Origin of the sequence: Pseudomonas bharatica CSV86, from assembly GCF_000319305.2 — a bacterium.
Lineage (GTDB): Bacteria > Pseudomonadota > Gammaproteobacteria > Pseudomonadales > Pseudomonadaceae > Aquipseudomonas > Aquipseudomonas bharatica.
Genome location: NZ_AMWJ02000001.1, coordinates 1,920,775 through 1,941,794, shown reverse-complemented (window position 1 = coordinate 1,941,794; position 21,020 = coordinate 1,920,775). Strand labels below are relative to the sequence as shown.

At 66.1% G+C, this 21,020-nt stretch carries 14 protein-coding genes and 1 pseudogene; 4 read left to right on the top strand and 11 right to left on the bottom strand.

The window, feature by feature from the left end:
* Positions 1-82 precede the first annotated feature (82 nt).
* Positions 83-697: a Yip1 family protein gene (locus tag CSV86_RS08485; protein ID WP_009400906.1), complete on the top strand. Its 615-nt coding sequence runs from the start codon at positions 83-85 to the stop codon at positions 695-697.
* Positions 698-795: 98 nt separating this feature from the next.
* Here CSV86_RS08485 and CSV86_RS08480 read toward each other — a convergent pair whose 3' ends face one another.
* The 5 genes from CSV86_RS08480 to CSV86_RS08460 all read right to left on the bottom strand — a co-directional run bounded on the left by CSV86_RS08480 (position 796) and on the right by CSV86_RS08460 (position 7,206).
* Positions 796-1,599 (bottom strand): energy transducer TonB, encoded by an 804-nt coding sequence (locus tag CSV86_RS08480; protein ID WP_009400903.1) that lies wholly within the window; start codon positions 1,597-1,599, stop codon positions 796-798.
* Position 1,600: 1 nt separating this feature from the next.
* Positions 1,601-2,044: an ExbD/TolR family protein gene (locus CSV86_RS08475; protein WP_009400901.1), complete on the bottom strand. Its 444-nt coding sequence runs from the start codon at positions 2,042-2,044 to the stop codon at positions 1,601-1,603.
* Between the two features lie 14 nt (positions 2,045-2,058).
* Positions 2,059-2,772 (bottom strand): protein TolQ, encoded by a 714-nt coding sequence (tolQ, locus tag CSV86_RS08470; protein WP_009400899.1) that lies wholly within the window; start codon positions 2,770-2,772, stop codon positions 2,059-2,061.
* A 79-nt stretch (positions 2,773-2,851) separates the two neighbouring features.
* On the bottom strand, positions 2,852-4,756 hold the full coding sequence (locus tag CSV86_RS08465; RefSeq protein WP_009400897.1) for a phytase: 1,905 nt from the start codon (positions 4,754-4,756) through the stop codon (positions 2,852-2,854).
* Positions 4,757-4,776: 20 nt separating this feature from the next.
* Positions 4,777-7,206, bottom strand: a complete 2,430-nt coding sequence (locus CSV86_RS08460; RefSeq protein WP_051032706.1) for a TonB-dependent receptor — start codon at positions 7,204-7,206, stop codon at positions 4,777-4,779.
* A gap of 420 nt (positions 7,207-7,626) precedes the next feature.
* Between CSV86_RS08460 and CSV86_RS08455 the strand changes: the two genes are divergently transcribed.
* Genes CSV86_RS08455 through CSV86_RS08445 form a run of 3 tightly spaced genes read left to right on the top strand, consistent with a single transcriptional unit; the run spans position 7,627 to position 11,018 of the window.
* Complete coding sequence (locus CSV86_RS08455) at positions 7,627-9,027, top strand: purple acid phosphatase family protein (RefSeq protein WP_009400895.1); 1,401 nt, start codon at positions 7,627-7,629, stop codon at positions 9,025-9,027.
* A 54-nt stretch (positions 9,028-9,081) separates the two neighbouring features.
* Entirely contained in the window at positions 9,082-10,002 is a 921-nt protein-coding gene (locus CSV86_RS08450; RefSeq protein WP_009400894.1) for a GGDEF domain-containing protein, read from the top strand.
* Positions 9,999-11,018, top strand: coding sequence for an AraC family transcriptional regulator (locus tag CSV86_RS08445; protein WP_009400893.1), 1,020 nt, complete (start codon positions 9,999-10,001; stop codon positions 11,016-11,018). Before CSV86_RS08450 ends, CSV86_RS08445 begins: the two co-directional genes overlap by 4 nt.
* A gap of 109 nt (positions 11,019-11,127) precedes the next feature.
* Here the strand turns inward: CSV86_RS08445 and CSV86_RS08440 are convergent, their stop codons facing one another.
* The 6 genes and pseudogenes from CSV86_RS08440 to CSV86_RS08415 form a co-directional block, all read right to left on the bottom strand.
* A complete protein-coding gene (locus CSV86_RS08440; protein ID WP_009400892.1) occupies positions 11,128-13,356 on the bottom strand; it encodes a TonB-dependent receptor in 2,229 nt (742 codons plus the stop codon).
* A 281-nt stretch (positions 13,357-13,637) separates the two neighbouring features.
* The gene (locus tag CSV86_RS08435) at positions 13,638-14,384 is read right to left on the bottom strand and encodes an outer membrane beta-barrel protein (protein ID WP_009400890.1); all 747 of its coding nucleotides are present in this window, start codon (positions 14,382-14,384) and stop codon (positions 13,638-13,640) included.
* 204 nt (positions 14,385-14,588) lie between these two features.
* Positions 14,589-16,321 (bottom strand): annotated as a pseudogene (locus tag CSV86_RS08430) (acyl-CoA dehydrogenase family protein).
* A gap of 12 nt (positions 16,322-16,333) precedes the next feature.
* Positions 16,334-17,566 carry a thiolase family protein gene (locus CSV86_RS08425; RefSeq protein WP_009400884.1) on the bottom strand — a complete coding sequence of 411 codons (1,233 nt, stop codon included), beginning with the start codon at positions 17,564-17,566 and terminating at the stop codon, positions 16,334-16,336.
* On the bottom strand, positions 17,563-19,446 hold the full coding sequence (locus tag CSV86_RS08420; protein WP_009400876.1) for a feruloyl-CoA synthase: 1,884 nt from the start codon (positions 19,444-19,446) through the stop codon (positions 17,563-17,565). The genes CSV86_RS08425 and CSV86_RS08420 overlap by 4 nt, the downstream gene beginning before the upstream one ends.
* A gap of 75 nt (positions 19,447-19,521) precedes the next feature.
* A complete protein-coding gene (locus CSV86_RS08415; protein WP_009400873.1) occupies positions 19,522-20,970 on the bottom strand; it encodes an aldehyde dehydrogenase in 1,449 nt (482 codons plus the stop codon).
* Between the last annotated feature and the right edge of the window lie 50 nt (positions 20,971-21,020).

The following is a 21,020-nucleotide window of genomic DNA, read 5'->3' as shown; positions in this document are numbered from 1 at the left end:
TCGGCGCCCGAAGCGGACAAAAAAGGAACACTGCAAACCTGCGTCGTTTCCAGATGTTCATTGCGTACAGGAGATCGCTCCGATGAAAGCTCACCTGGTCAAACTGCTCACCCACCCGGACTACGCCTGGGTCGACATCCGCAGCGAAGAAGAACGGCAGCCGCGTCAGTACCTTCCGCACTTGCTGCTCTGGGCGCTGCTCCCGGCGATCTGCCTGTTCATCGGGGTCACCTGGACCGGCTGGAGCCTGGCCGAAGGCGACCGGGTACGGGTGAGTGTCGCCAGCGGACTGCAACTCGGGGTGCTGCTGTACCTCACCATGCTCCTCGGCACCCTGATCATGGGCGGCTTTATCCGCTGGATGTCGCGAACCTTCGAAGCGCGGCCAACCCTGAACCAATGCATCGGCTTCGTCGCGTACACCACCACGCCCTACTTCCTGGCCGGTATTACCGGGCTCTATCCCAGCCGCTGGCTAGCGGTGGCCGCGCTGATCGCGGCCGGAGCCTATGCCACCTACCTGCTGTTCGTGGGCCTGCCGAAGTTCATGCGGTTGAACCAGGACAAGGGGTTCCTCTATGCGGCTTCCGTGTGGGGCGTCGGCTTGCTGGTGCTGGTGACCATCCTGGTGAGCATGATCCTGTTCTGGTTCAACACCTTGCAGCCTGAGTACCTGCGACCTGCGACCTTGCCTTGAGGCCCTCATCGCTGGCAAGCCAGCTCCCACAGGGACCGGGTGCACCGCTGGACCTGTGGGAGCTGGCTTGCCAGCGATGAGGCCATCAGCAACACCCTCTACCGTGAGCCTTGTTCGATGTTGTAGTGGAAGGTGTTCTTGATCCCGGGCACTTCCACCGCCTTGCCATCCACGATCCTCGGCTGGTACCGAAAGCTGCGCGCCGCCTGCAACGATGGCTGGGCAAACCACGGATGGCAACCCTCCACCACCTGTGGATCACGAACCCGCCCTTGGGTATCGACGGTGTAGCTCACCGTGCAATCCCCCTGGATGCCCTTGTCCAGCGCCCGTTGCGGATAGTCCGGAGCCTTCTTGGTGATCGGCAGGTACTGCTGGCTCGCCGCCGCTGCGGCACGGGCACGCTCATCCGCCGCCCGGCGCTCGGCAGCCAGGCGCTGCTCAGCCAGCCGCGCCTCGGCTGTTTCCCGCGCCAATTGTTCCTGTCGCTGCTGCTCCTGGCGTTGGCGGCTCTCTTCACGCTGGCGCTTCTGCTCCGCCACCCGCTCCTGCTTCTGGCGCTGCTGCTCGCGCTTGAACGCCAGCTCCGCCTCGCTCGGCACCACCGGCGCCGGGGCTTTCACCCTTTCCGGCGGTGCAGGCTCGACCGCCGCCGGCGCAGGCGGCTCTGGTGCAACCATAGGCTCGACCACTGGCTCAGGCACCGGCACGCTGATCAACTGCGTAGTGATCACCGGTACCACCGGAGCCGGCAAGCGCGGGGTGTAGCCATGCCCGAGCAAGGCCACCGCCAACACCACATGCAGAGCCACCGCCACCCCGGCGGCCCCGGCATTGACGCGCCATTGCGGCAGCGTGACGAAAGGCCCCGCAGCGGGCAGCGGCAGACTCATCGCATTCATCTCAAGGCTCCTCGGTAATCAGGCCCAGGTTGCTCACCCCGCCGCGCTGCAACTCGGCGATCCCGGCAACCACGCGCCCGTAGTCGGCGCCCTGGTCGGCACGCACATAGACCTGGGTGTCACCGCGCTCGGCAATGATCTGCCCGACCTTGTCGCGCATCTCTTCGAGGCTGACCGCGCTATCGCTCTGCCCGTCGAGCTTGAGGTCCGGCCCGACATTCCAGTAGAAGCCGCCATCGACCTTCACCGACAGGGTCAGCACCTGCCGCTCGCTGTCGGCGGGCATGGCCCGGGCGGCGACCTTGGGCAGTTCGAGCTTGACGCCCTGCACCAGCATCGGCGCGGTGACCATGAAGATCACCAGCAGCACCAGCATCACGTCGATGTAGGGCACCACGTTCATTTCCGCCTTCACAGCGTGCTTGCGCTGGGGTTTGAGCAACATCGGAAAACTCCTTCTCAGGCCACCGCGGCCATGCTCGGGGTGCAGTGCAGACGCTTGTGCAGGCGTGCCAGCAGTTCATTGGCGAAGGCGTACTGGCGGGCACTGAGCATCTGCCCGCGGGCGCTGAAGCGGTTGTAGGCCATGACCGCCGGGATAGCCGCGAACAGGCCGATGGCGGTGGCGATCAGCGCTTCGGCGATGCCCGGGGCCACGGTGTTGAGTGTCGCCTGCTGGACCTGGGACAGGCCGAGGAAGGCATTCATGATGCCCCACACGGTGCCGAACAGGCCGATATAAGGGCTCACCGAGCCCACCGTGGCGAGAAAGGCCAGGCCCTTGTCGAGGCGCTCGTCCTGCTCGGCGAGGGATACCTGAAGGCTGCGCTCGACGCCTTCGAGCACGGCGCCGTGTTCGATCTGCGGCTGGCGCTGCAACTGGGCGAAGGCCTGGTAACCGTCGACGAACAGGCGTTGCAACGGCGTCTGGTCATCGCCTTCGGCAGTGTGCGGCTGGCTCTCGCGGTACAGCTGGGCCAGGTCGCCGCTGGCGCGGAAACGCTGGAGGAAACCGTCCGAGGCCTTTTCGCTGCGGCCCAGGCTCCAGCCGCGCTGGACGATCAGGTACCAGCTCAGCAGCGAGGCCAATACCAGACAGGCCATCACTGCCTGCACCACCAGGCTGGCGTCGCTGACCAGGCCCCAGATGCTCATGGGTTCGCTTGCGTGCATGTTCTTGCTCCTTGGCCCCGCGCCGGGCGGGGCGTCGTGTAATTGGATGACACCGGTATTGCCGGCTGATGACAGCGGTTCAATCGAGCTGCAGCGCCTCGGCTACCTGGCTCCAGGCAATCGCCTTGAAGTTCTGCCGCCCTTCGGGCATGCGCTTGCGGCCGTCCTGCACCAGCAGCAGGCCCTGGCTCCACGGCCCGCCGAGGTTGGCCGAGGTGACTTCCAGACCGTCGGTCTGCGAAGCACCGTCGATACCGCGCTCGGCATTCAGGCCGATGGCGAAGGCACCACGCAGGCGATACGGCGCTGCGGCCTCGACCACTACGTAACGGTCGTTGCCCTGGCTGGAGATCACCAGGTAGTCGCGCTTCTGGCCGTGATAGAAGGCCAGGCCTTCGATATCCGCCTTGATCGCGCCGCCCACGGCGATGACTTTTTCAAGCGTGGTGGGGGCGTCGGCGCGGGCATCCAGGGTCCAGACCGCCTTGTCTTCCTCGCCGATGAACAGGCGCTGGCCACGGTCGTCGGCCACGCAGCCTTCCGGCTGGGTCGCGGTGGCGAAACGGCGCACCAGCTCGCCCTGGACCAGGCCTTGCGCCGCACCGAGGCGGTATTGCAGAAAGCTGCCGTCCTTGTCGTTGACGATGGCGTGGATCGCTCCGCCGGCGTCCTTGAACAGGCACAGGCCGTAGATGTCCTTGAGCGGGGTGGCAACCTCGCCCAGCGGGCTGACTTCGCCGGTCCGCGGCTCGATGGCGAACAGCTGCAGGCTGTTGTGATCACGGTTGCTGGCCACCGCCAGGTCCACCGTGCGCTCGCCGAGCCTGAAGCCGTTGCGCACATCGACGTTGTTGAGCCGGCCGGCGCGCAGGTCCTGCAACTGCTTGCCGGCGAGGTCGTAGACCAGCAGCCCGCCCTTCTTGTCGGTGCCGAGGATCCGGCTCTGCTGCGGGTTGGCGGCATTGACCCAGATCGCCGGATCGTCCGCCGCATCGCCGAAGCTCGGCACCGGCTCGGTCTGCATGCGGGCCGGCAAGACCGGGACCGGCGCGGCGACCTTGGCCAGCGGCAGGTCCCAATCGAGCCGGGCGCGACGCTGGCCTTCGTCATCGACGATCAGCAGGTCCAGGCCCTTGGCGTCGCGGCGCACGCTGAGTTGCTCGGGTTCCTTGAGAGCGGCCAGCGGCAGGCTCGCCTCGGCTTTCCAACCGGCGCCGGTCTGGCGGTACAGGTGCAGGTTTCCGGCCAGCGGGTCGAGGGCCAGCAGGCCGCCGGGCACCACGGCCATGCCGGCGGCACGTTTGGCGATGGCACCGAACGGCGCGCGCAGGTCCACCGGGCGCCGTTGCAGCGGCGCCTCGGCCGCCGCGCCATAGCGCCACCAACCCACGTTCTGTTCATCGACGAACAGGCTGTCGCCGCTATCGTCGCCCTGGCAGTGCTCGCTCAGCGGCGGCAGGCTCAGGCCACGAACGCGACGGGCTTCGCTCAACGGCTGATCCGCGGTTGCCACCAGCCACTGCTCGCCCACGCCCTCCGCGCCCATCAGGAAGACGAAGCTGTTGCGCGCGCTGTCGCGATACAGGCACAGGCCCTCGACGGGAAAATCGCGCTTGGGCAGGTACAGCGGCGTGCTCCAGCCGGTGTCCCTGTGCAGTTGCACCAGCAAAGCCTGCTGGCGCTTGGTATCGACGCTGGCGACCAGCAACGCGTGCTGGCCGCTGCGCAGGTCGAGGCCCTTGTAGCGGCCATCCAGCTGGCTCAGCACCTGGCCATCGGCCTTGAGCAGTTGCAGGCCATGCTTGCCGGCGACCACACGGTCGGCACCGGGCCAGAAGCCGTCGCTGGCCAACAGTCGGGCATTCTCGACACTGCCGGGCAGGCGCTCGCCGAGGGTCAGGAGCGGCGCGGCAGCCTCGGCCTGGGACAGCGCCAGGGACAGCAGCAGGCCGCCGGCGAAGGTGAAAGGTCTTGCATTGAACATGTTCGGGTCTCGGCTGGCGGTCAGAAGTGGGTCAGGGTCAGGCCGACCTTGTAGGTCGGGCCGTATTCCTCGTACTGCGAGTTGAAGCGCGAGCGCCCGGTGTAGGTGTAGTAGGACTCGTCGGTGATGTTCTGCGCCTCGAAGGTGAGCTGCAGATTCGGAGTGAGGAAGTAACCGGCCTTGAAATCGACGAACAGCTGGTCGTCCGAGTACAGGTCGTGGGCCTTGTCGTCCACCGCGGCGACTTCCGCCAGGTATTTCGACTTGTAATTGGCCGCCAGGCGCAGGCTGAGCTTGTCGTCTTCCCAGCCCAGGGTCAGGTTGCCGACGGTGTCGGACTGGTTCGGCAAGTCGATGCGCCGGGTCAGGCCCTGGCCTTCGATGTCCGCGCGGGACTTGCTCAGGGTCAGGTTGCCGCCCAGCAGCAAGCCGTTCCAGGGCGCCGGCAGCCAGTCGAGTTTCTGCGAGTAGGCCAGTTCCAGGCCGTACAGCTTGGCGCTGCTGCCGTTGGCATAGGTCTTGGCCTCGTCGAAGTCGACCCACTCGCCGGTCCCGGCCAGGTCGGTGTTGTAGACGAAATTGTCGATGTCCTTGTAGAACAGGAAGGCCGAGACGGTGCCGGCACGTCCCATGTAGTGCTCGATGCCGAGGTCGAGGTTCATCGATTCCAGCGGCTTGAGGTTCGGGTTGCCGAAGCTGGCCTCGCCTTCGCTGTCGTCGATCATGAAGCCCGGCGCCAGCTGGCCGAAGGTCGGGCGCACCACGGTGTTGGTCCAGGCCGCACGCAGTTGGGTCTGCGGGGTGAACTGGTAGCGTGCATGCAAGCCCGGGAGCCAGTGGTCGTAGCGCTTGCGGCTTTCGTTGGGGCTGTAGACGCCATCGCGCAGGCCGGTGCCCTTGGCCTCGAATTCGGTGCCCTCGTAGCGCACCCCGCCGATCAGGCGCCAGGCGTCGATATCGACGGTGTTCATCAGGTAGGCGGCGTTGATGTCTTCGCGCATGCTGAAGTCGTTGATCCGCGACTCTTCCTCGTCGTAGAAGGCATCGCGGTCCATGCCGCCGATCAGGCCCTTGATCGCCCCGGCGCTGATGCCGTTGCCGAAGTTCCCGAGGACGTAATCGACCTTGCCGCTCTGGTAGCCCGCCAGGGTCACGTCGTCGAAATCGTCATACACCCAGACGTCGGTGTCGGCACGTTTGTCGCGGCGGCTGGCCTTGGCGCCGAACTTCACCTGGGAGGCATTGCCGGCCAGGTCGTAGTCACGGGCCAGATCCAGGCGCAGGTTCTTTTCCTCGTCGGTGGAGTTGGCTTTTTCCCATTCCACCTTGTCCAGGGTGAAGGCGTCCGCGTCGTAGAAGTCAGCGCCCGTGCCCAGGCGTGGTTTGCGCGTGCCATCGAAGCCGATGCCGCTGAAGTCGCCTTCGAACCTGGCATTGGCGATACCGCCCGGGTCGTTCTCGCTGGACCGGCTGAAGCCGGCTTGGCCGCTGAGGGTCCAGGCATCGATCAGGCGTTCACCGCCGAATACATAGGACTGGATTTCCTGGGTGTCCTCGCGGGACTTCAGGGCGCGCCAGCCCTCGCCGTCACCGCGCTCGCCGGAGGCTTGCGGATCTTCGAACTCGACCCCGGCGGCGTTGCGGGTCTCGGTGTCCTTGAAGCGGCTGTAGAGGGTGCGCAGGTAGTAGCTGGAAAAATCGTCCGGACGATAGTCGAAGTTCAGCCCGGCGCCGGTGCGTTCGCGACGGATGCGGTAATCGCGCTGCTCGGCCTCTTCCAGGCGCGCCTGGTCGCCATCGAAGTCCCAGGCGCCGCCGGTCTCGACGTTGTCCGAACCGAAATCGCGCTGCTGCCAACTGAACGCTGCGGCCACCCCGAAGTTATCGATACCGTCGCCGAGGCTGAATTTGTTGCTGAAGGCGCCGGAGAATTTCGGGCTGGTCTGGCTGGTGTTCTCGTCATGGCTGGCTTCGCCGCTGGCGGTATAGAACAGGCCCGGATGATCGAAGGCCGAAAGGCTTTCCACCTCGATCGTACCGCCGAGGGAGTTGGCGTCCATGTCCGGGGTCAGCGACTTGACCACCGACAGCGACTGCACCAGTTCGGTGGGCAGAACGTCCAGGGCCACGGCGCGACGGTCGGCTTCCGGGGCCGGCAGCAGGGTGCCGTTGATGGTCACGCTGTTCAGGTCCGGGCCGATGCCACGCACGCTGACGAAACGCCCTTCGCCCTGGTCGCGCTCGACCGACAGGCCGGGAATCCGCTGCAGGGCTTCGGCGGCGTTATCGTCGGGCAACTGGCCGACAGCGTCGGCGTGGACCACGCTGCGAATGCTGTCCGAGGCCTTCTGCTCCTTCAGCGCCTGGTCCAGGCTCGCGGCCTGGCCGACAACGTTGACGTGCTCCACCTTGTCTTCGGCAAAGGCCGGCAGGCTGGCGGCGATGGCCATGCCGAGCAGGCTGATCTTGAATCTGACGATTGCCACGTTATTGCTCCCCTGAAGTCGGTCCGCCACACCGGGGCGGAAACTGAGGGGCACGCTAGGGCGGGTGTGTGGCAGATCTGTGACAGGAATGTCCAGGGCGGCCGGATCGGGGCATTTTCGGGTGGTTTTCCCGGGGAATTGACCTGATATGACCCCCTTTCAAGAACACTAAGGGCCCTGTGGGAGCGGGTTCACCCGCGATTGCAATAGTGAAGCCACCACCGTAATCGCGGGTGAACCCGCTCCCACAGGGTTCGCGGTGGCCTTGAGATCCACCATTTTTTTCACATCTCCCAGCGTCCAAATAGACCCCCCACCCTGTAACCCAAGCGTCATTTGCCTTTGTTTCCTTGGCCGCCAGAACCCACCGATCAAGGATCCTCCATGTACCGCCCGAGCCTGCTGGCCCTCGCCCTCGCCGCCTGCATCGGCAGCGCCACCGCCACCGAACCCCTGCCCCATTCCCCTGGCGCGCCCTATGCCGCCACGGGCCTGGCCGACCGCATTGTCCTGACTCCCGGGGCCAATCCCGCCCGGGAAATGGCCGTGACCTTCCGTACCGACAGCCGCCAGACCAGCAGCCATCTGCAACTGGCGCCGGCGCTGGACGGCCCGCAACTGGAAAAACGCGCCACCCTGGTCGAAGGCAGCAGCCAACCGCTGGACACGGAAAACGGTGCAGCCCGGTATCACCAGGTACGTCTCGCCGGCCTGCAACCAGACACCCCCTATGTGTACCGGGTCAAGGGCGCCGAAGGCTGGAGCGAATGGCTGCAGCTGCGTACCGCCGCCCAGGGCTTCAAGCCCTTCCGCTTCATCTACCTGGGTGACACACAGAACGACATTCTCTCCATTGCCTCGCGCAGCGTGCGCCAGGCCCTGCACGCCACCGCCAGCCCGGCGCTGGTGGTCCATGCGGGCGATCTCACCTCGCAGCGCGACGACCTGGTGCACGACGACGAATGGGGCGAATGGAACCAGGCCGGCGGCTTCCACTACGCCGCAGTGCCGCAAGTGGTCGCCGCCGGCAACCACGAATACGTGGACAGCCTCAACCCCGATGGCAGCGAAGGCCGTGTGCTCGGCCCGCATTGGGCGAAACAGTTCGCCCTGCCGGGTAACGGCGTGAAGGGACTGGAAAGCACCACCTATTTCATCGATTACCAGGGCGTGCGCTTCATCGTCCTCGACGGCACGGCCGCCCTCGACCTGGACACCCTCGACCGGCAGAGCCAGTGGCTTGAACAGCGTCTGAAGGAAAGCCAGGCACGCTGGAAGATCGTGGTCACCCACCAGCCGCTGTTCACCTGCGCTCGTCCGGAGGACACCGGGCCGCTGAAGGCAGCGTGGAAACCGCTGTTCGAGCGCTACAAGGTGGACCTGGTGTTGCAGGGGCACGATCACTGCTACAGCCGCGTTAGCAACGAAAACGGGCGTGCCGCAGCGAAGAAGGCGCGCGCCGCCGGCAAGGTCCAGGGCCCGGTGTACATGGTTTCGGTGGCCGGTTCGAAGATGTACGGCCTCAACGACCGCGCCCGCCGGCAGCCGGACCGCAGCGCCGAGGACACCCAGCTGTACCAGACCGTCGAGGTGCTGCCGACGCGCCTTGAAGTGCGCAGCTTCACTGCCAGCGGCACGCTCTACGACGCCTTCGACCTGAACCGCGACAAGCAGGGCCGCAATCGCCTGAGCGAGCCGGCCGGGAAACTGCCCGTCGAACGCTTCTGCAGCGGTGAAGCAGGCCCGGACCAGTTGCCCTGCACATCACGCAGCAAATCCTTGTAACACTCCTGTGACCCAGATCGGGCACGCTGGACGGACCCGGTGCGGAGACCTTCGATGAAATCACTGCTCAAGCTGCACACCCTGACCTTTGTCGGCCTGGCCGTCGCCGCCAACCTGGGCTTGCAGGTGTACCTTGCCTTCGGCGAAGTCAAGCCGTGGGCGCAGATCAACTGGATGGACGTGATCGGCGAAGGCGGCTCGGGGCTGATATGGCTGGTCTGGCTGGTAATGCTGATGCGCAGCCGCCCCGCTGGCCGGGTCAGCCGCCTGCTCGCGGTGGGCATGGCCTGCGTGTGTTTTTCCTGGTGGATGGATGTGCTCGACGAGTTTATCCGCCTGGCCCCGGACGCGGTCTGGGACAACTGGCTGGAAACCGCGCCGATGCCGGTGGGTCTGCTCCTGGTGACCTTCGGCATCTATCACCTGCACAAGGAGCAGCAGGCGATCAACGCGCAGATGAGCAAGCGCGAGGGGTTGTTCCGCGAGCACCTGCTGTTCGACAAGCTTACCCCGCTGGGCGGCGCCCAGTACCTGCGCCAGCACGTGCAACTGGCCCTGGAGCAGGCCGAACGCGCGCAGCAGCCATTGTCGCTGGTGGTGCTGGACATCGATGATTTCAGCGCGGTGAACCTGGTGCATGGCGAGGCCGAGGGCGATCACCTGTTGCAGATGCTGGCCCAGTTGCTGGTGCTCAACCTGCGCCAGCAGGACGTGCTCTGCCGCCTGGCCGGCGACCGCTTCGTCGTGGTCATGCCCAACACCGGCGAAACCCAGGCCCGCTGGCTGGCGCAGGAGCTGCAACAGGCGGTCGCCGGCTTCGCCTACAAGACCTTGCGCCACGGCGAGCGCCTGCAACTGCGCGCCAGCGTGGCTGCGGCCATGGCATACGACGACGATGTGGAAAGCCTGCTCAGGCGGGTCAATCTCGGCATCGCCAAGGCCAGGCGGCAAGCACCGCAGCGGGGCGCGGCATGAGCGGCTACGAGCGCGACCAGCGATTTATCGTCGGTCACTACCAGCCTGCCACCCTGATCGACCTGGCACTGTCCAGGGGCATCGACAGCCATCGTCTGCTGCGCGGCTGCGAGGTGTTCTACGAGGACCTCAGCCGAGGCACCACGCGTTTCAGCCAGCAGCAGTTCCTGACCCTGATCGACAACGCCCGGCGCCTGCTGGATGCTGATGACAGCGCCTTCCTGTTCGGCCAGCGCCTGCTGCCCGGGCACTACGGCGAGGCCAGCCAGACCCTGCTGCATGCCCGAGACCTGTACCAGGCGCTGGAACACCTGTGCGAATTCCATGCGCTGCTCAGCCCGTTGCTGACACCACGGTTGATGCTCGAAGAGCATTACCTGCACCTCTACTGGCAGGACGCGTGTGGCGCTGGCAACCAGGCGCAGTTTCTAGGCGAGGCCTGTCTCAGCGCGGTATTGGCGATGAGCCGGCGGCTGGTGGGCGAGCATCTGCCGTGGCGTATCCAGTGCGCCTGGAGCCAGCCGCGGCATATCGAGCAGTACTGGGTGTATCTCGGTGAGGAGGTGCGCTTCGATGCGCAGATCACCCTGCTCTCCTTGCCACGGCAGCATATCCACCGACCGCTGCCCAATGCGGCGGCCACGCCGGGGCTGGTGGCGCGACAGGCGTGCCTCGAGCAGCTGGCCGCGCTGGGCGGTGGTTCGAGCTTCCTCGACCTGTTGTTCGATCACCTGCACGCGCATATCCACGAGCCGATCAATCTCGACCGCGTAGCGGCCGCCTTCGGCATCAGTCCCACCACCTTCAAGCGCAAGCTGAGCAAGCATGGCACCCACTTCCAGCAGCAACTCGACCTGGTTCGAAGGCACGTGGCGTTGTACCTGTACCAGATGAAGGGGTACACCAACGAAGAGGTGTGCAACTACCTGCGGTTCAGTGATACGACCAATTTCCGCAGGTCGTTCAAGAGGTGGACCGGGTTGACGCCGAGCGGGTTGGCCCGGTGGTTTGGATGATGTGGGTGCTGAGGGCCCTATCGCTGGCAAGCCAGCTCCCACAGGTTCTGCGTGCGCCGCGGACACTGTGGGAGCTGGCTTGCCAGCGATGAGGCCAGTACAGACACCATCAGAAGTGGGTAGTCACCGACACCCCATAAGTCCTGCGATCCCCTCGCGCATCCCAGGCGATATCGAACGGCAGCGGCACGCTGTCGGTCTTGTAGCGCTTGTCGGTGAGGTTGTTCACATAAGCGCTCAGGTCCAGGTCCTGCTTTCCGGCGAAGTGATAGGTCAGGCTGGCATTGCCCAGCGTGTACCCGCCCTGCGACACGCTATGGTCCTCCTGGGCGGTCGGCAGGAAGTAGATGCGGCTCTGGTAGCGCCAGCTGTTGTCCAGGGTCACGGCATCACCGCCTTCCAGCGGGATCCGGTAGCTCGCCCCCACCGACAGGGTCCGCTCCGGCGAGCGGGCAATGCGGTTGCCCGAGTAGTCCGGACCGCCCGGCGAGGAGAAGTCCTTCAGTTCGGTATGCAGCAGGCCCAGCGAGCCGCGCAGTTGCAGGTTCTGCAACGGCAGTGCCTGCAGTTCGAATTCGGCCCCGCGAATCACCCCCGCACCGCTGTTGGTCAGCAGCGACACCACCTGCCCGTTGCTCACCGAGACGGTGTTCACCTGGATATCGGCATAATCGTAATAGAAGACGTTGGCGTTGGCGATCAGGCGCTCGTCGAACCATTCGCTCTTGATCCCCAGTTCGTAGGCATCGACGTTCTCCGGCGCCACCACCGACGTCTCCGCCTGCACCGTAGCGCCGCCATTGAAGCCGCCGGAGCGGAAGCCCTTGGCATAACGGAAGTACACCCGGGCGTTGTCATTGAGCTGGTACTCGGGGGTGAAGTCGTAGGTCAGCTTGTTCCAGGTGCGTTTCTCGTCCTGGGTGGCGACCGTGGCCAGGGTACCGGTGTAGGTCTTCCACCACCGGTTGCTGCTGGCGAAGGACACGTCCGCAGCATCCGGCGAAGCGACCCGATTTAGGTCGATGTCCTTGGTCTCGCGGGTCCAGCGCAAGCCCAGGGTGAAACTCAGATCATCGCTGGCCTGCCAGGTGCTGCTGCCGAACAGCGCGTAGCTGGTGGTGCTTTGGTCGAGGTCGGTGCGGCCATAGCTGGCAACACCGAAAGGCGCATTGTAGGCGGTGGGCAGGATCGCGCTGCTGCTGGTGCTGTCGAGGCTTTCGTGGAACAGGTGGGTGCCGACGATCCAGCTCACAGGCTGGTTCCTGGCCGAGGACAGACGCAGTTCCTGGGACACCTGGCGCCAGTGATCGTCACCCCAGGAGCGGCCGAACTCGTAGATGCCCATGTTCGGACCTTGGGCCTTTTCCTGGATGTCGTCGAAGGCGGTGATCGAATCCAGGGCCAGCTCGCCAAGGTCCCAGTGCAGGTTGAGCTGCACGCCGTTGTGCTCGATGCGGTCCTCGCCCTTGCCGGTGAAGGCGGCTTCATCGTCCTTGAGCGCAGGCGCCGGGCCGAACAGCGTGGTGCCGCCAGGGCCAGCGCCCCAGGCACGGGTGGCGATACCCTGGCCCTTGTAGTCGCGGGAACGGATCTGCAGAGTGGCATCGAGGTCGTCGCTCAGGCGGGCGAGGATCTGCGCGCGCACCGCCTGGTCATGCACGTCGCCGACGGTGTGGCCATCGACGATGTTCTTCAACTGGCCGTCCTTGCTTTGGTCGACGAAGGCCACCCGGGCGGCCAGGCGATCATCGACGAGCGTGCCGCCATAGGCCCCCTCGTACAGGCGCGAATCATAATTCCCGGCATCGAGCTTGAAGTAGCCGTTGCCCTCTTCGAACTGCGGCTTGCGCGAGACGAAGTTGATCGCCCCGCCCGTGGTGTTCTTGCCCCACAGGGTGCCCTGGGGCCCGCGCAGGATTTCCACCCGTTCCAGGTCGTAGAGCGGACCGCCGGTGGCGATATGCGGGCTGATATAGGTGTCATCGACATAGATGCCCACCGGGTAAACGGTGGTCGAGGCCATATCGCCGGAGCCCATGCCGCGGATGTACCAGCGTGGCCGCTGGTTGCCGGCGAACTCGGGAGCGATGGCGTTGGGCACATCCTGCAGGGCCTTGCCGGCGGTAAAGCCGCCACCGGTCTGTTCGATGCTCTTGCCGGACACCGCGGAAACCGCAGCGGCGACGTCCTGCAACGATTCTTCGCGCTTCTGCGCGGTGACGGTCACGGTGGGCAGGGCATCGGGCTTGTCGGTGTCATCAGCCAGGGCGGCGTGGATGGGTAGCAAGGTCGTGGCGATCAACAGCGCCAGGGGCTGGCGGCGCAAAGGGAGGGTCATGGGCAGCTCTCTGATTACGGACTGGCTGCACCATGGCAATGCCCGTGCCAGAGGCTGGGGGGCTTGTGAATCAAGGGCTGTGGCGGGGATGGGGATTTGACTGCTTTGTCAGGAACAGTGACTCAGCAGTGGATTGCTGCTTCTCGAACAAACACCTCGGACCCTGTGGGAGCTGGCTTGCCAGCGATAGGGCCCCACTGGCAACACAGTTGTCCGGTCTGGCCTCATCGCTGCGGTGCGGCGATCCGACAAGCCAGCTCCCACAGGGATTTGCTACTGCATCAGAACGCCAGACCCACCTTCACGCCAAACTCGTCACGCTTGAGCTTGGTGTTGTCGGCCACTGCCGAATCCTCGTCCAGCTTGTATTCGGTACGGGTGTAGTAGGCACCGACCTGGATCGGCATGCCGCCCTGCTGGTTCATCAGCAGGCTGACTTCGGCGTAGGGGTTGGTGCGGTCCTTCAGGTCGACGCTGTCGCTGCCGAAATCCTCGACCTTCAGGCGCGCACGGCCATCGATGGTGTGGCGGGCACCGACTTCGACGCGCAGGGTCGAGGCATCGAACTGGTGGTTGTAGCCCAGTGCAGCCTTGGCGAACGGCGATTTGACGGTGAGCTTGGTGTCGATGTCGTTGATGTCCGGCTCGAAGCGCGACCAGCCGTAGCCGCCGCCCACGCTGACATCGACGAAGTTGCGCGCATCCAGCGCGGCACGCCAGCCGAGGTCGAGGTCGGCCTGGGCTTCCTTGAGCTTGTTGTCGTTCTTCTTGCCGTACTTGGCCTCGGCACCGATCTGGTAGATGAAACCGGATTCGGCGGTGAGTTTGTTGCCGAAGGTGGCGAATACTCCGCCCTGGCCCATATGGCTGTCGTCGGATTCGCTGCCGCCTTCGAACTTGAACTTGTCGTAGCTGCCCGTCAGACCGAGGGTAAACAGCGGGTCGGTGCTCGGCGCGGCGACGGCAGCCAGGGGAGCCCCCAGCAGGGCCAGGATGCAGGTCGGGGCGAGCAGGTTACGGGTACGCATTGGTGAAGCCTCCATGACGGTAAACGTATTAACGAATGCAGGGCTTCGAGGGCATGGTCTGTAGGAAAGTTCGAAATAAAGTGAAATTTTTGTGAAATCTCTCGGGCCTCATCGCTGGCAAGCCAGCTCCCACAGGTTCAGCAGCGCCGCGAATACTGTGGGAGCTGGCTTGTCGGACCGCCGCACCGCAGCGATGAGGCCAAATCAGCCAATGAAGGGCAATGGCGCCCGCGCCGCCCGCACAGCCGCCATCTGCCGATCGAACTCCGGCAACAGATAATCGAAGCAGAACCCGGCACTCTCCAGCTTCTCCCGCCGCAGCGGCTGCGCCAGCCCCTCGGCACAGCGGGCGCTTCTGGCCCAGGCAAAGGCCAGCAGGCTGATCGAACACAGTTGCAGGAAGTCCCCGCGGCCCGGTACGGATATTCGCTATCCCCGGCACTGAACGCCTGCAGCTCCGGCAGCAATCCTTCCAGCCCGTCGCACACCTCGCCCAGCGCATCGGCGTACACCGAGCCGCTCGCCTGCGCTTCCGCGCGCAGCTCGGCGAGCAGCAGGCCGAAGCCCTCGCCCCCATCGCCGAGCACCTTGCGCAGCAGCAGGTCGTTGGCCTGAATCTCGTTGCTGCCTTCGTAGATCATGGCTATGCGGCTGTCGCGCAGGGTCTGTTCGATGGGGAACTCCGCCGTGTAGCCGTACCCGCCGAACACCTGCAACGCCTTGCTCGCCAGCTCGAATCCCTGGCTGGTGAAGCTGGCCTTGACGATAGGCGTGAGCAACGCTCCGAGGGTCTCGGCCTTGTCACGCTGCGCCGGGTCAGCCGCTTCGGCGGCGATATCCAGCCAATGCGCGGCCCAGTAGCCGATGGCGCGCATGCCTTCGGTACGCACCCGCAGTTCCAGAAGAATCCGGCGCATGGCCGGGTGCAGGTGGATCGGGTCGGCCAGTGCCGGCGCGACGCCCTCGGGATGCCTGGGGGCGCGCATCTGTCGTCGCTCCAGGGCGTAGTCCCGGGCCACTTGCCAGGCCGCTTCGGCATGTCCCAGCCCCTGCAAGCCAACATGCAGGCGCGCCGAGTTCATCATCACGAACATCGCCGCCAGCCCGCCGTGGGGCCGGCCCACCAGCCAGCCGCGAGCGCCTTCGAAACGCAGGGCGCAGGTGGCGCTGCCGCGAATGCCGAGCTTGTGTTCCAGGCCATCGCAATGCACGCCGTTGCGCTCGCCGCCGTCCAGCCATTTCGGCACCAGCAGCAGCGACACGCCCCTGCTGCCGGCAGGTGCTTCCGGCAAGCGGGCGAGGACCAGATGAAGGATGTCGTGGCTCAGGTCATGCTCGCCACCGGAGATGAACAGCTTGTTGCCACTGACCGCATAGCTGCCGTCGTCCAGCGGCTCGGCGCGACAGCGCAGCAGACCGACATCGCTGCCGGCCTGGGGCTCGGTCAGGCACATGGTCGGCAAGGTCTCGCCGCTGACGATGCCGGGCAGATAACGCGCCTGCAATTCGGGCGAAGCGTGGGTCTTCAGGCACAGATAGGCGCCATGGGCGATCCCGGTATACATGGCCCAGGCATGGTTGCTGGCGTAGAGCATTTCCAGCAGCGCCGCATCCAGTACCTGGGGCAGGCCCTGGCCGCCCTGCTCCACCGCACAGGCCAGCGCCGGCCAGCCGCCTTCGACATAGGCGCGGTAGGCCGCCGGGAAACCCTCCGGGGTGATGACTTCGCCATTCACCAGCCGGCAGCCCTGGCGATCACCCGGGGTATTCAGCGGAGCCAGGATCTGGCTGGCGAAGCGCGCCGCCTCTTCCAGCACCTGCCCGGCAAGGTCGAGATCGACCTCGGCGAACGCCGGCATTTCCCGCCAGTCGCGGTCGGCGCGCAGCCAGTGTTGCAGCACGAATTGCATATCGCCCAAGGGCGCCCGGTAGGCCATGGGTTACCTCGTTCAAGCAGCGAATTGGGGGTTTTCGATCAACAGCGCCATGCCCTGGCCGCCGCCAATGCAGGCCGCGGCGATGCCATAGCGCAGGTTGCCTTCGCGCAACTGGCGAGCGAGGGTCTGCACCAGGCGCAGGCCTGTGGCCGCCAACGGATGGCCGAGGGCGATGGAACCGCCATGGACGTTCAGGCGCTCGGGGTCCAGCTCCAGCGCACGGGCCACCGCCAGCACCTGTGCCGCCTGCGCCTCGTTGATCTCGAAGCGGTCGATCTGCTCCAGGCGCAAGCCGCTGCGCTCCAGCAGCAGGCGGATCGCCGGGGCCGGGCCGATGCCCATGGTCCGGGGCGGCACGCCGACGGCCGTGGCCATCAACAGCCGGGCCAAGGGTGGCCGCTCGCACGCCGAGTAACGACAGACCAGCGCCGCCGCTGCACCATCGACCACCGCGCAACTGTTGCCGGCGGTCTGTACGCCGCCCCCGTGGATGGCCCGCAGGCGGGCCAGCGCGGTGGCATCGGTAGTACGGGGATGGCTGTCACGAACGACTTCGCTGACGCCCCGGGGCAGTTCGATCTCCCGTGGCAGGCAGTCGTCAGCCTCGAAGACTGTACTGCGTACGGCGGCGATTTCCGCGTCGAACCACCCGGCCGCCTGGGCGGACAGGGCCCGCTGATGGCTGCGCAAGGCCCAGGCATCCACCGCTCCCCGGTCCAGCCCGTATTCCCGGGCCAGGTTCTCGGCGGTACCGATCATGTCGACGCCCGCCGCCGGGTCGTACAGTGCCTCCCAGAGAAAATCCCTGAACCCGACCGGCGCCCCCAGGCGGAAGCCGCCGCGGTGCTCGTACGCCGCAATCGGGTTGCGCGACATCGACTCCGCGCCTACGCACAGCACCCGCTGCACGCCGTCACGCAACTGCTCGCCGGCCTGGCGCAGCAATTCCAGCCCCGTGCCGCAGATCCGCTGTACCGCCAGCGCCGGCACCGCCTGCGGCACGCCGCTGTACAGGCCGATATGCCGGGGCAGCATGTACGCATCGAAACTGGCCTGGGCCATGCTGCCGGCCAGCACGCTGTCGACGCTGCCCGGGGCGACCGCCGCCCGTTCCAGCGCCGCCCTGCCTGCATGGATGCCCAGGTCGATGGGCGACACGCCGGCCAGCGCACCACCGAGGTCGACCCACGGCGTACGCGCCATCTCGACGATCGCCACATCGTCGAAGCGGCTGCACAGGCTCATGGTTTTTCTCCGGCGCGCACTATGCCCGGTGCCTCGCCGCGATACAGCGCCTCGACCTGGGCAGCGCGCCGTTGCAGCACGGCGCGCTGGTTGATCGAACCCTTGTCGATGATCTCGCCTTGGTCGATCGAAGGTGCTTCGTCCTGCAGGGCCAGCCATTCCAGGCGGCTGGCATTGCCCTGGGCGTCGCGGTTCAGGCGCTCGAGCCAGTCGGCGAACCAGGCGCGCACCGGGGCACTGGCCAGTACTTCGGCGTCACTGGCCTGCCCGTCCAGCCCCGCCAGTTGCCGGCATTCGGGCAAGCGCGGGAAGACCAGGATGCCCAGGCATTCCCGATCCGGCGCCGCCACCACGATGTCCTGCACATAGGGCGAGCCCTCCAGCACCGCGCGATTGCGCAGCGGCCCGACGCTGACGAAGACCCCGGACGAAAGCTTGAAATCCTCGGCGATGCGGCCATCGAACATCAGGCCGAGCTGGCTCTGCTGCGGGTCGGCAAGCTTGATCGCGTCGCCCGAGCAATAGAAACCTTCGTCGTCGAACACTTCGGCGGTCTGCTGCGCCGCGCGCCAGTAGCCGGGCATGATGTGGGGGCCGCGGAAACGGCCTTCGAGCTTGTCGCCCACCGGCACCAGCTTGACCTCGCACCCCGGCGCCGGCAGGCCGATATAGCCGGCCATGGACAGCGGCCCGGTGGTGAAGGTGCAGGACGGCGCCGCCTCGGTCATGCCCAGCCCGGCCATCATGCGGATGCGTTCGCCGCAGTGTTGCTCGGCGATGCGGTCGAGCCGGTCCCAGATACTCTGCGACAGCCCCGCCGCAGCGAAGAAGAACAGCTTGATGCGGGCAAAGAACACCTCGCGCAGCCCGGCGTCCTGCTCCAGCGCCTTGACCAGCTCTTCCCAGCCCTTGGGCACGGTGAGGTAGGCCGTGGGCGAAATCTCGCGCAGGTTGCGCAGGGTCTCGGCGAAGCCCTGGGGCGTCGGCTTGCCGGCATCGAGGTAGAAGCTGCCGCCGTTGTACAGGACGATGCCAAGGTTATGGCTGCCGCCAAAGGTGTGGTTCCACGGCAGCCAGTCCACCAGCACCGGCGGCTCCTCGGCGAACACCGGGAAGGTCTGCAGCAGCATCTGCTGGTTGGCACAGAGCATGCGCTGAGTGGTAATCACCGCCTTGGGCAGCTTGGTCGAGCCGGAGGTGAAGAGGAATTTGGCGATGGTGTCGGGGCCGGTGGCGGCAAAGGCAGCATCGGCCCTGTCCAGGTCGGTGGGCTCCAGCAGCGAAGCGAAATCGATCGTCTGACGCCCCTCGACGACGCCGCGCACGCTGATCACCGCCACCGAGGGATCCATCACCGCATCGATGGCGCGCTGGAACGGCTGGCTATCGCTGACGAAGACCACGCCCGGGGTGAGCACCTCGCAGACATGCCGCAGCTTGGCGAAGTCCTGGGACAGCAAGGCGTAGGCCGGCGACACCGGGCAATAGGGAATGCCCGCGTACATGGCGCCAAGGGCGATCTGCAGATGCTCGATATCATTGCCGGACAACAGCGCCAGCGGACGCTCGGCGCTCAGGCCCAGGTCGAGCAGGTGAGCGGCGATGGTCCGCACCTGCCGGAGCATCGCGGCGTAGCTGATCTCGCGCCAGGCACCGCCGTTTTCCCGGGCGGCGATAAAGGTTTGCCCGGGGCGTAGTTCGGCCCAGTATTCCAGGCGTTCGAGCAGGCGCGCAGGCAGCGGCGCCAAAGGCTCCAGCGCACGCATGCGCAGGATGCCCCCGACCTCGCTGACTTCTACTTCGGGATGACCGATGGACACCTGCCGATAGCGCGGAGGTTGGGCACGGTCGGTCGGCCGTGGACTGGCTTCGGAATTCACGCAGGTTGCTCCTTGTTCTTGTTGTCTGTCGTGCCGCCACCCGGATGCGCCAGGCGGCGGGTACTGCCGGGCGGATCAGATGGGGTAGTGACGGACACCGTGCTGCAGGGTGATCCAGCGCAACTGGGTGAACTGGTCGATCGCAGTGCGGCTGCCGAAACTGCCGTAGCCACTGGACTTGACCCCGCCGAACGGCATCTGCGCCTCGTCGTGCACGGTCGGTCCGTTGATATGGCAGATGCCCGACTCGACCCGCTGGGCCAGGGCCAGGGCGCGGCTGGTGTCGCGGCTGAAGATGGCCGAGGACAAGCCGAACTCGGAGTCGTTGGCCAGGGCCAGCAGCGCGTCGTCGTCCGTGCCGCGCAGAACCACCGCCACCGGGCCGAAGGACTCCTCGCGATACAGGCGCATGCTGGCGTCCACCCGGTCCAGCAGGGTCGGCTGCAGGATGCTGCCGTCCAGCTGGCCGCCGCAGACCAGGCGTGCACCCTTTTCCACGGCATCGTCGATCAGCGCCTTGATGCGCTCGCCGGCGCCGCTGTCGACCAGCGAACCGAGCACGGAGGCCGGGTCCTGCGGATCGCCGGCGCGCAGGGTGGCGATCTTGGCGGCGAGCTTGTCGACGAAGGTGTCGGCGATCTTCTCGTCCACCACCAGGCGTTCGGTGGACATGCAGATCTGGCCCTGGTTGAAGTAGGCACCGAAGGCCGCCGCTTCGACGGCGGCGTCGAGGTCGGCATCGTCCAGCACCAGGAACGGCGCCTTGCCACCCAGTTCCAGCAGCGCCGGCTTCAAGTGCCGCGCCGCCAGTTCGCCAACGATGCGCCCGACATGGGTCGAGCCGGTGAAATTGACCCGGCGCACCGCCGGGTTGGCGATCAAGCGCTCGACGATCTTCGGCGCGTCGGCCGGATCGTTGCTGATCACGTTGACCACACCATCGCCCAGGCCGGCGTCCTGCAGCACCTGGCCAATCAACCGATGCACCGCCGGGCTAAGTTCGGAGGCCTTGAGCACCACGGTATTGCCGCAGGCCAAAGGCATGGCGATGGCGCGGGTGGCGAGGATCACCGGGGCGTTCCATGGCGCAATACCCAGGACCACGCCGCAGGGCGCACGTACGGCCATGGCCAGGCTGCCTGGCACGTCGGAGGGGATGATTTCGCCGGTGATCTGGGTGGTCATGGAGGCTGCTTCACGCAGCATGCCGGCGGCCAGCTTGACGTTGAATCCGTACCAGTTGGCCATGGCGCCGGTCTCGCCGGCGGCGGCGATGAACTCCGAAGTACGCGCCTGCAAGGCATCGGCGGCGGCCAGCAGGCGGCTGCGGCGTTCGTTGGGGGCCAGGCGCGACCAGGCCGGGAAAGCGGCACTGGCCGCGGCCACCGCCGCGTCGGCGTCGTCCAGGGTGGCGGCGGCTACCCGCGACACCACTGCGCCGGTCACCGGGTTGCGCCGTTCGAAGGTTCGTCCGTCACTGGCGGGACGCGACTCGCCGCCAATCAGCAAAGGCACCTGCAACATGCTCGTTCCTCGTTGGTTGACTTTATCGGAAGCACGCGATGGCGACGTCG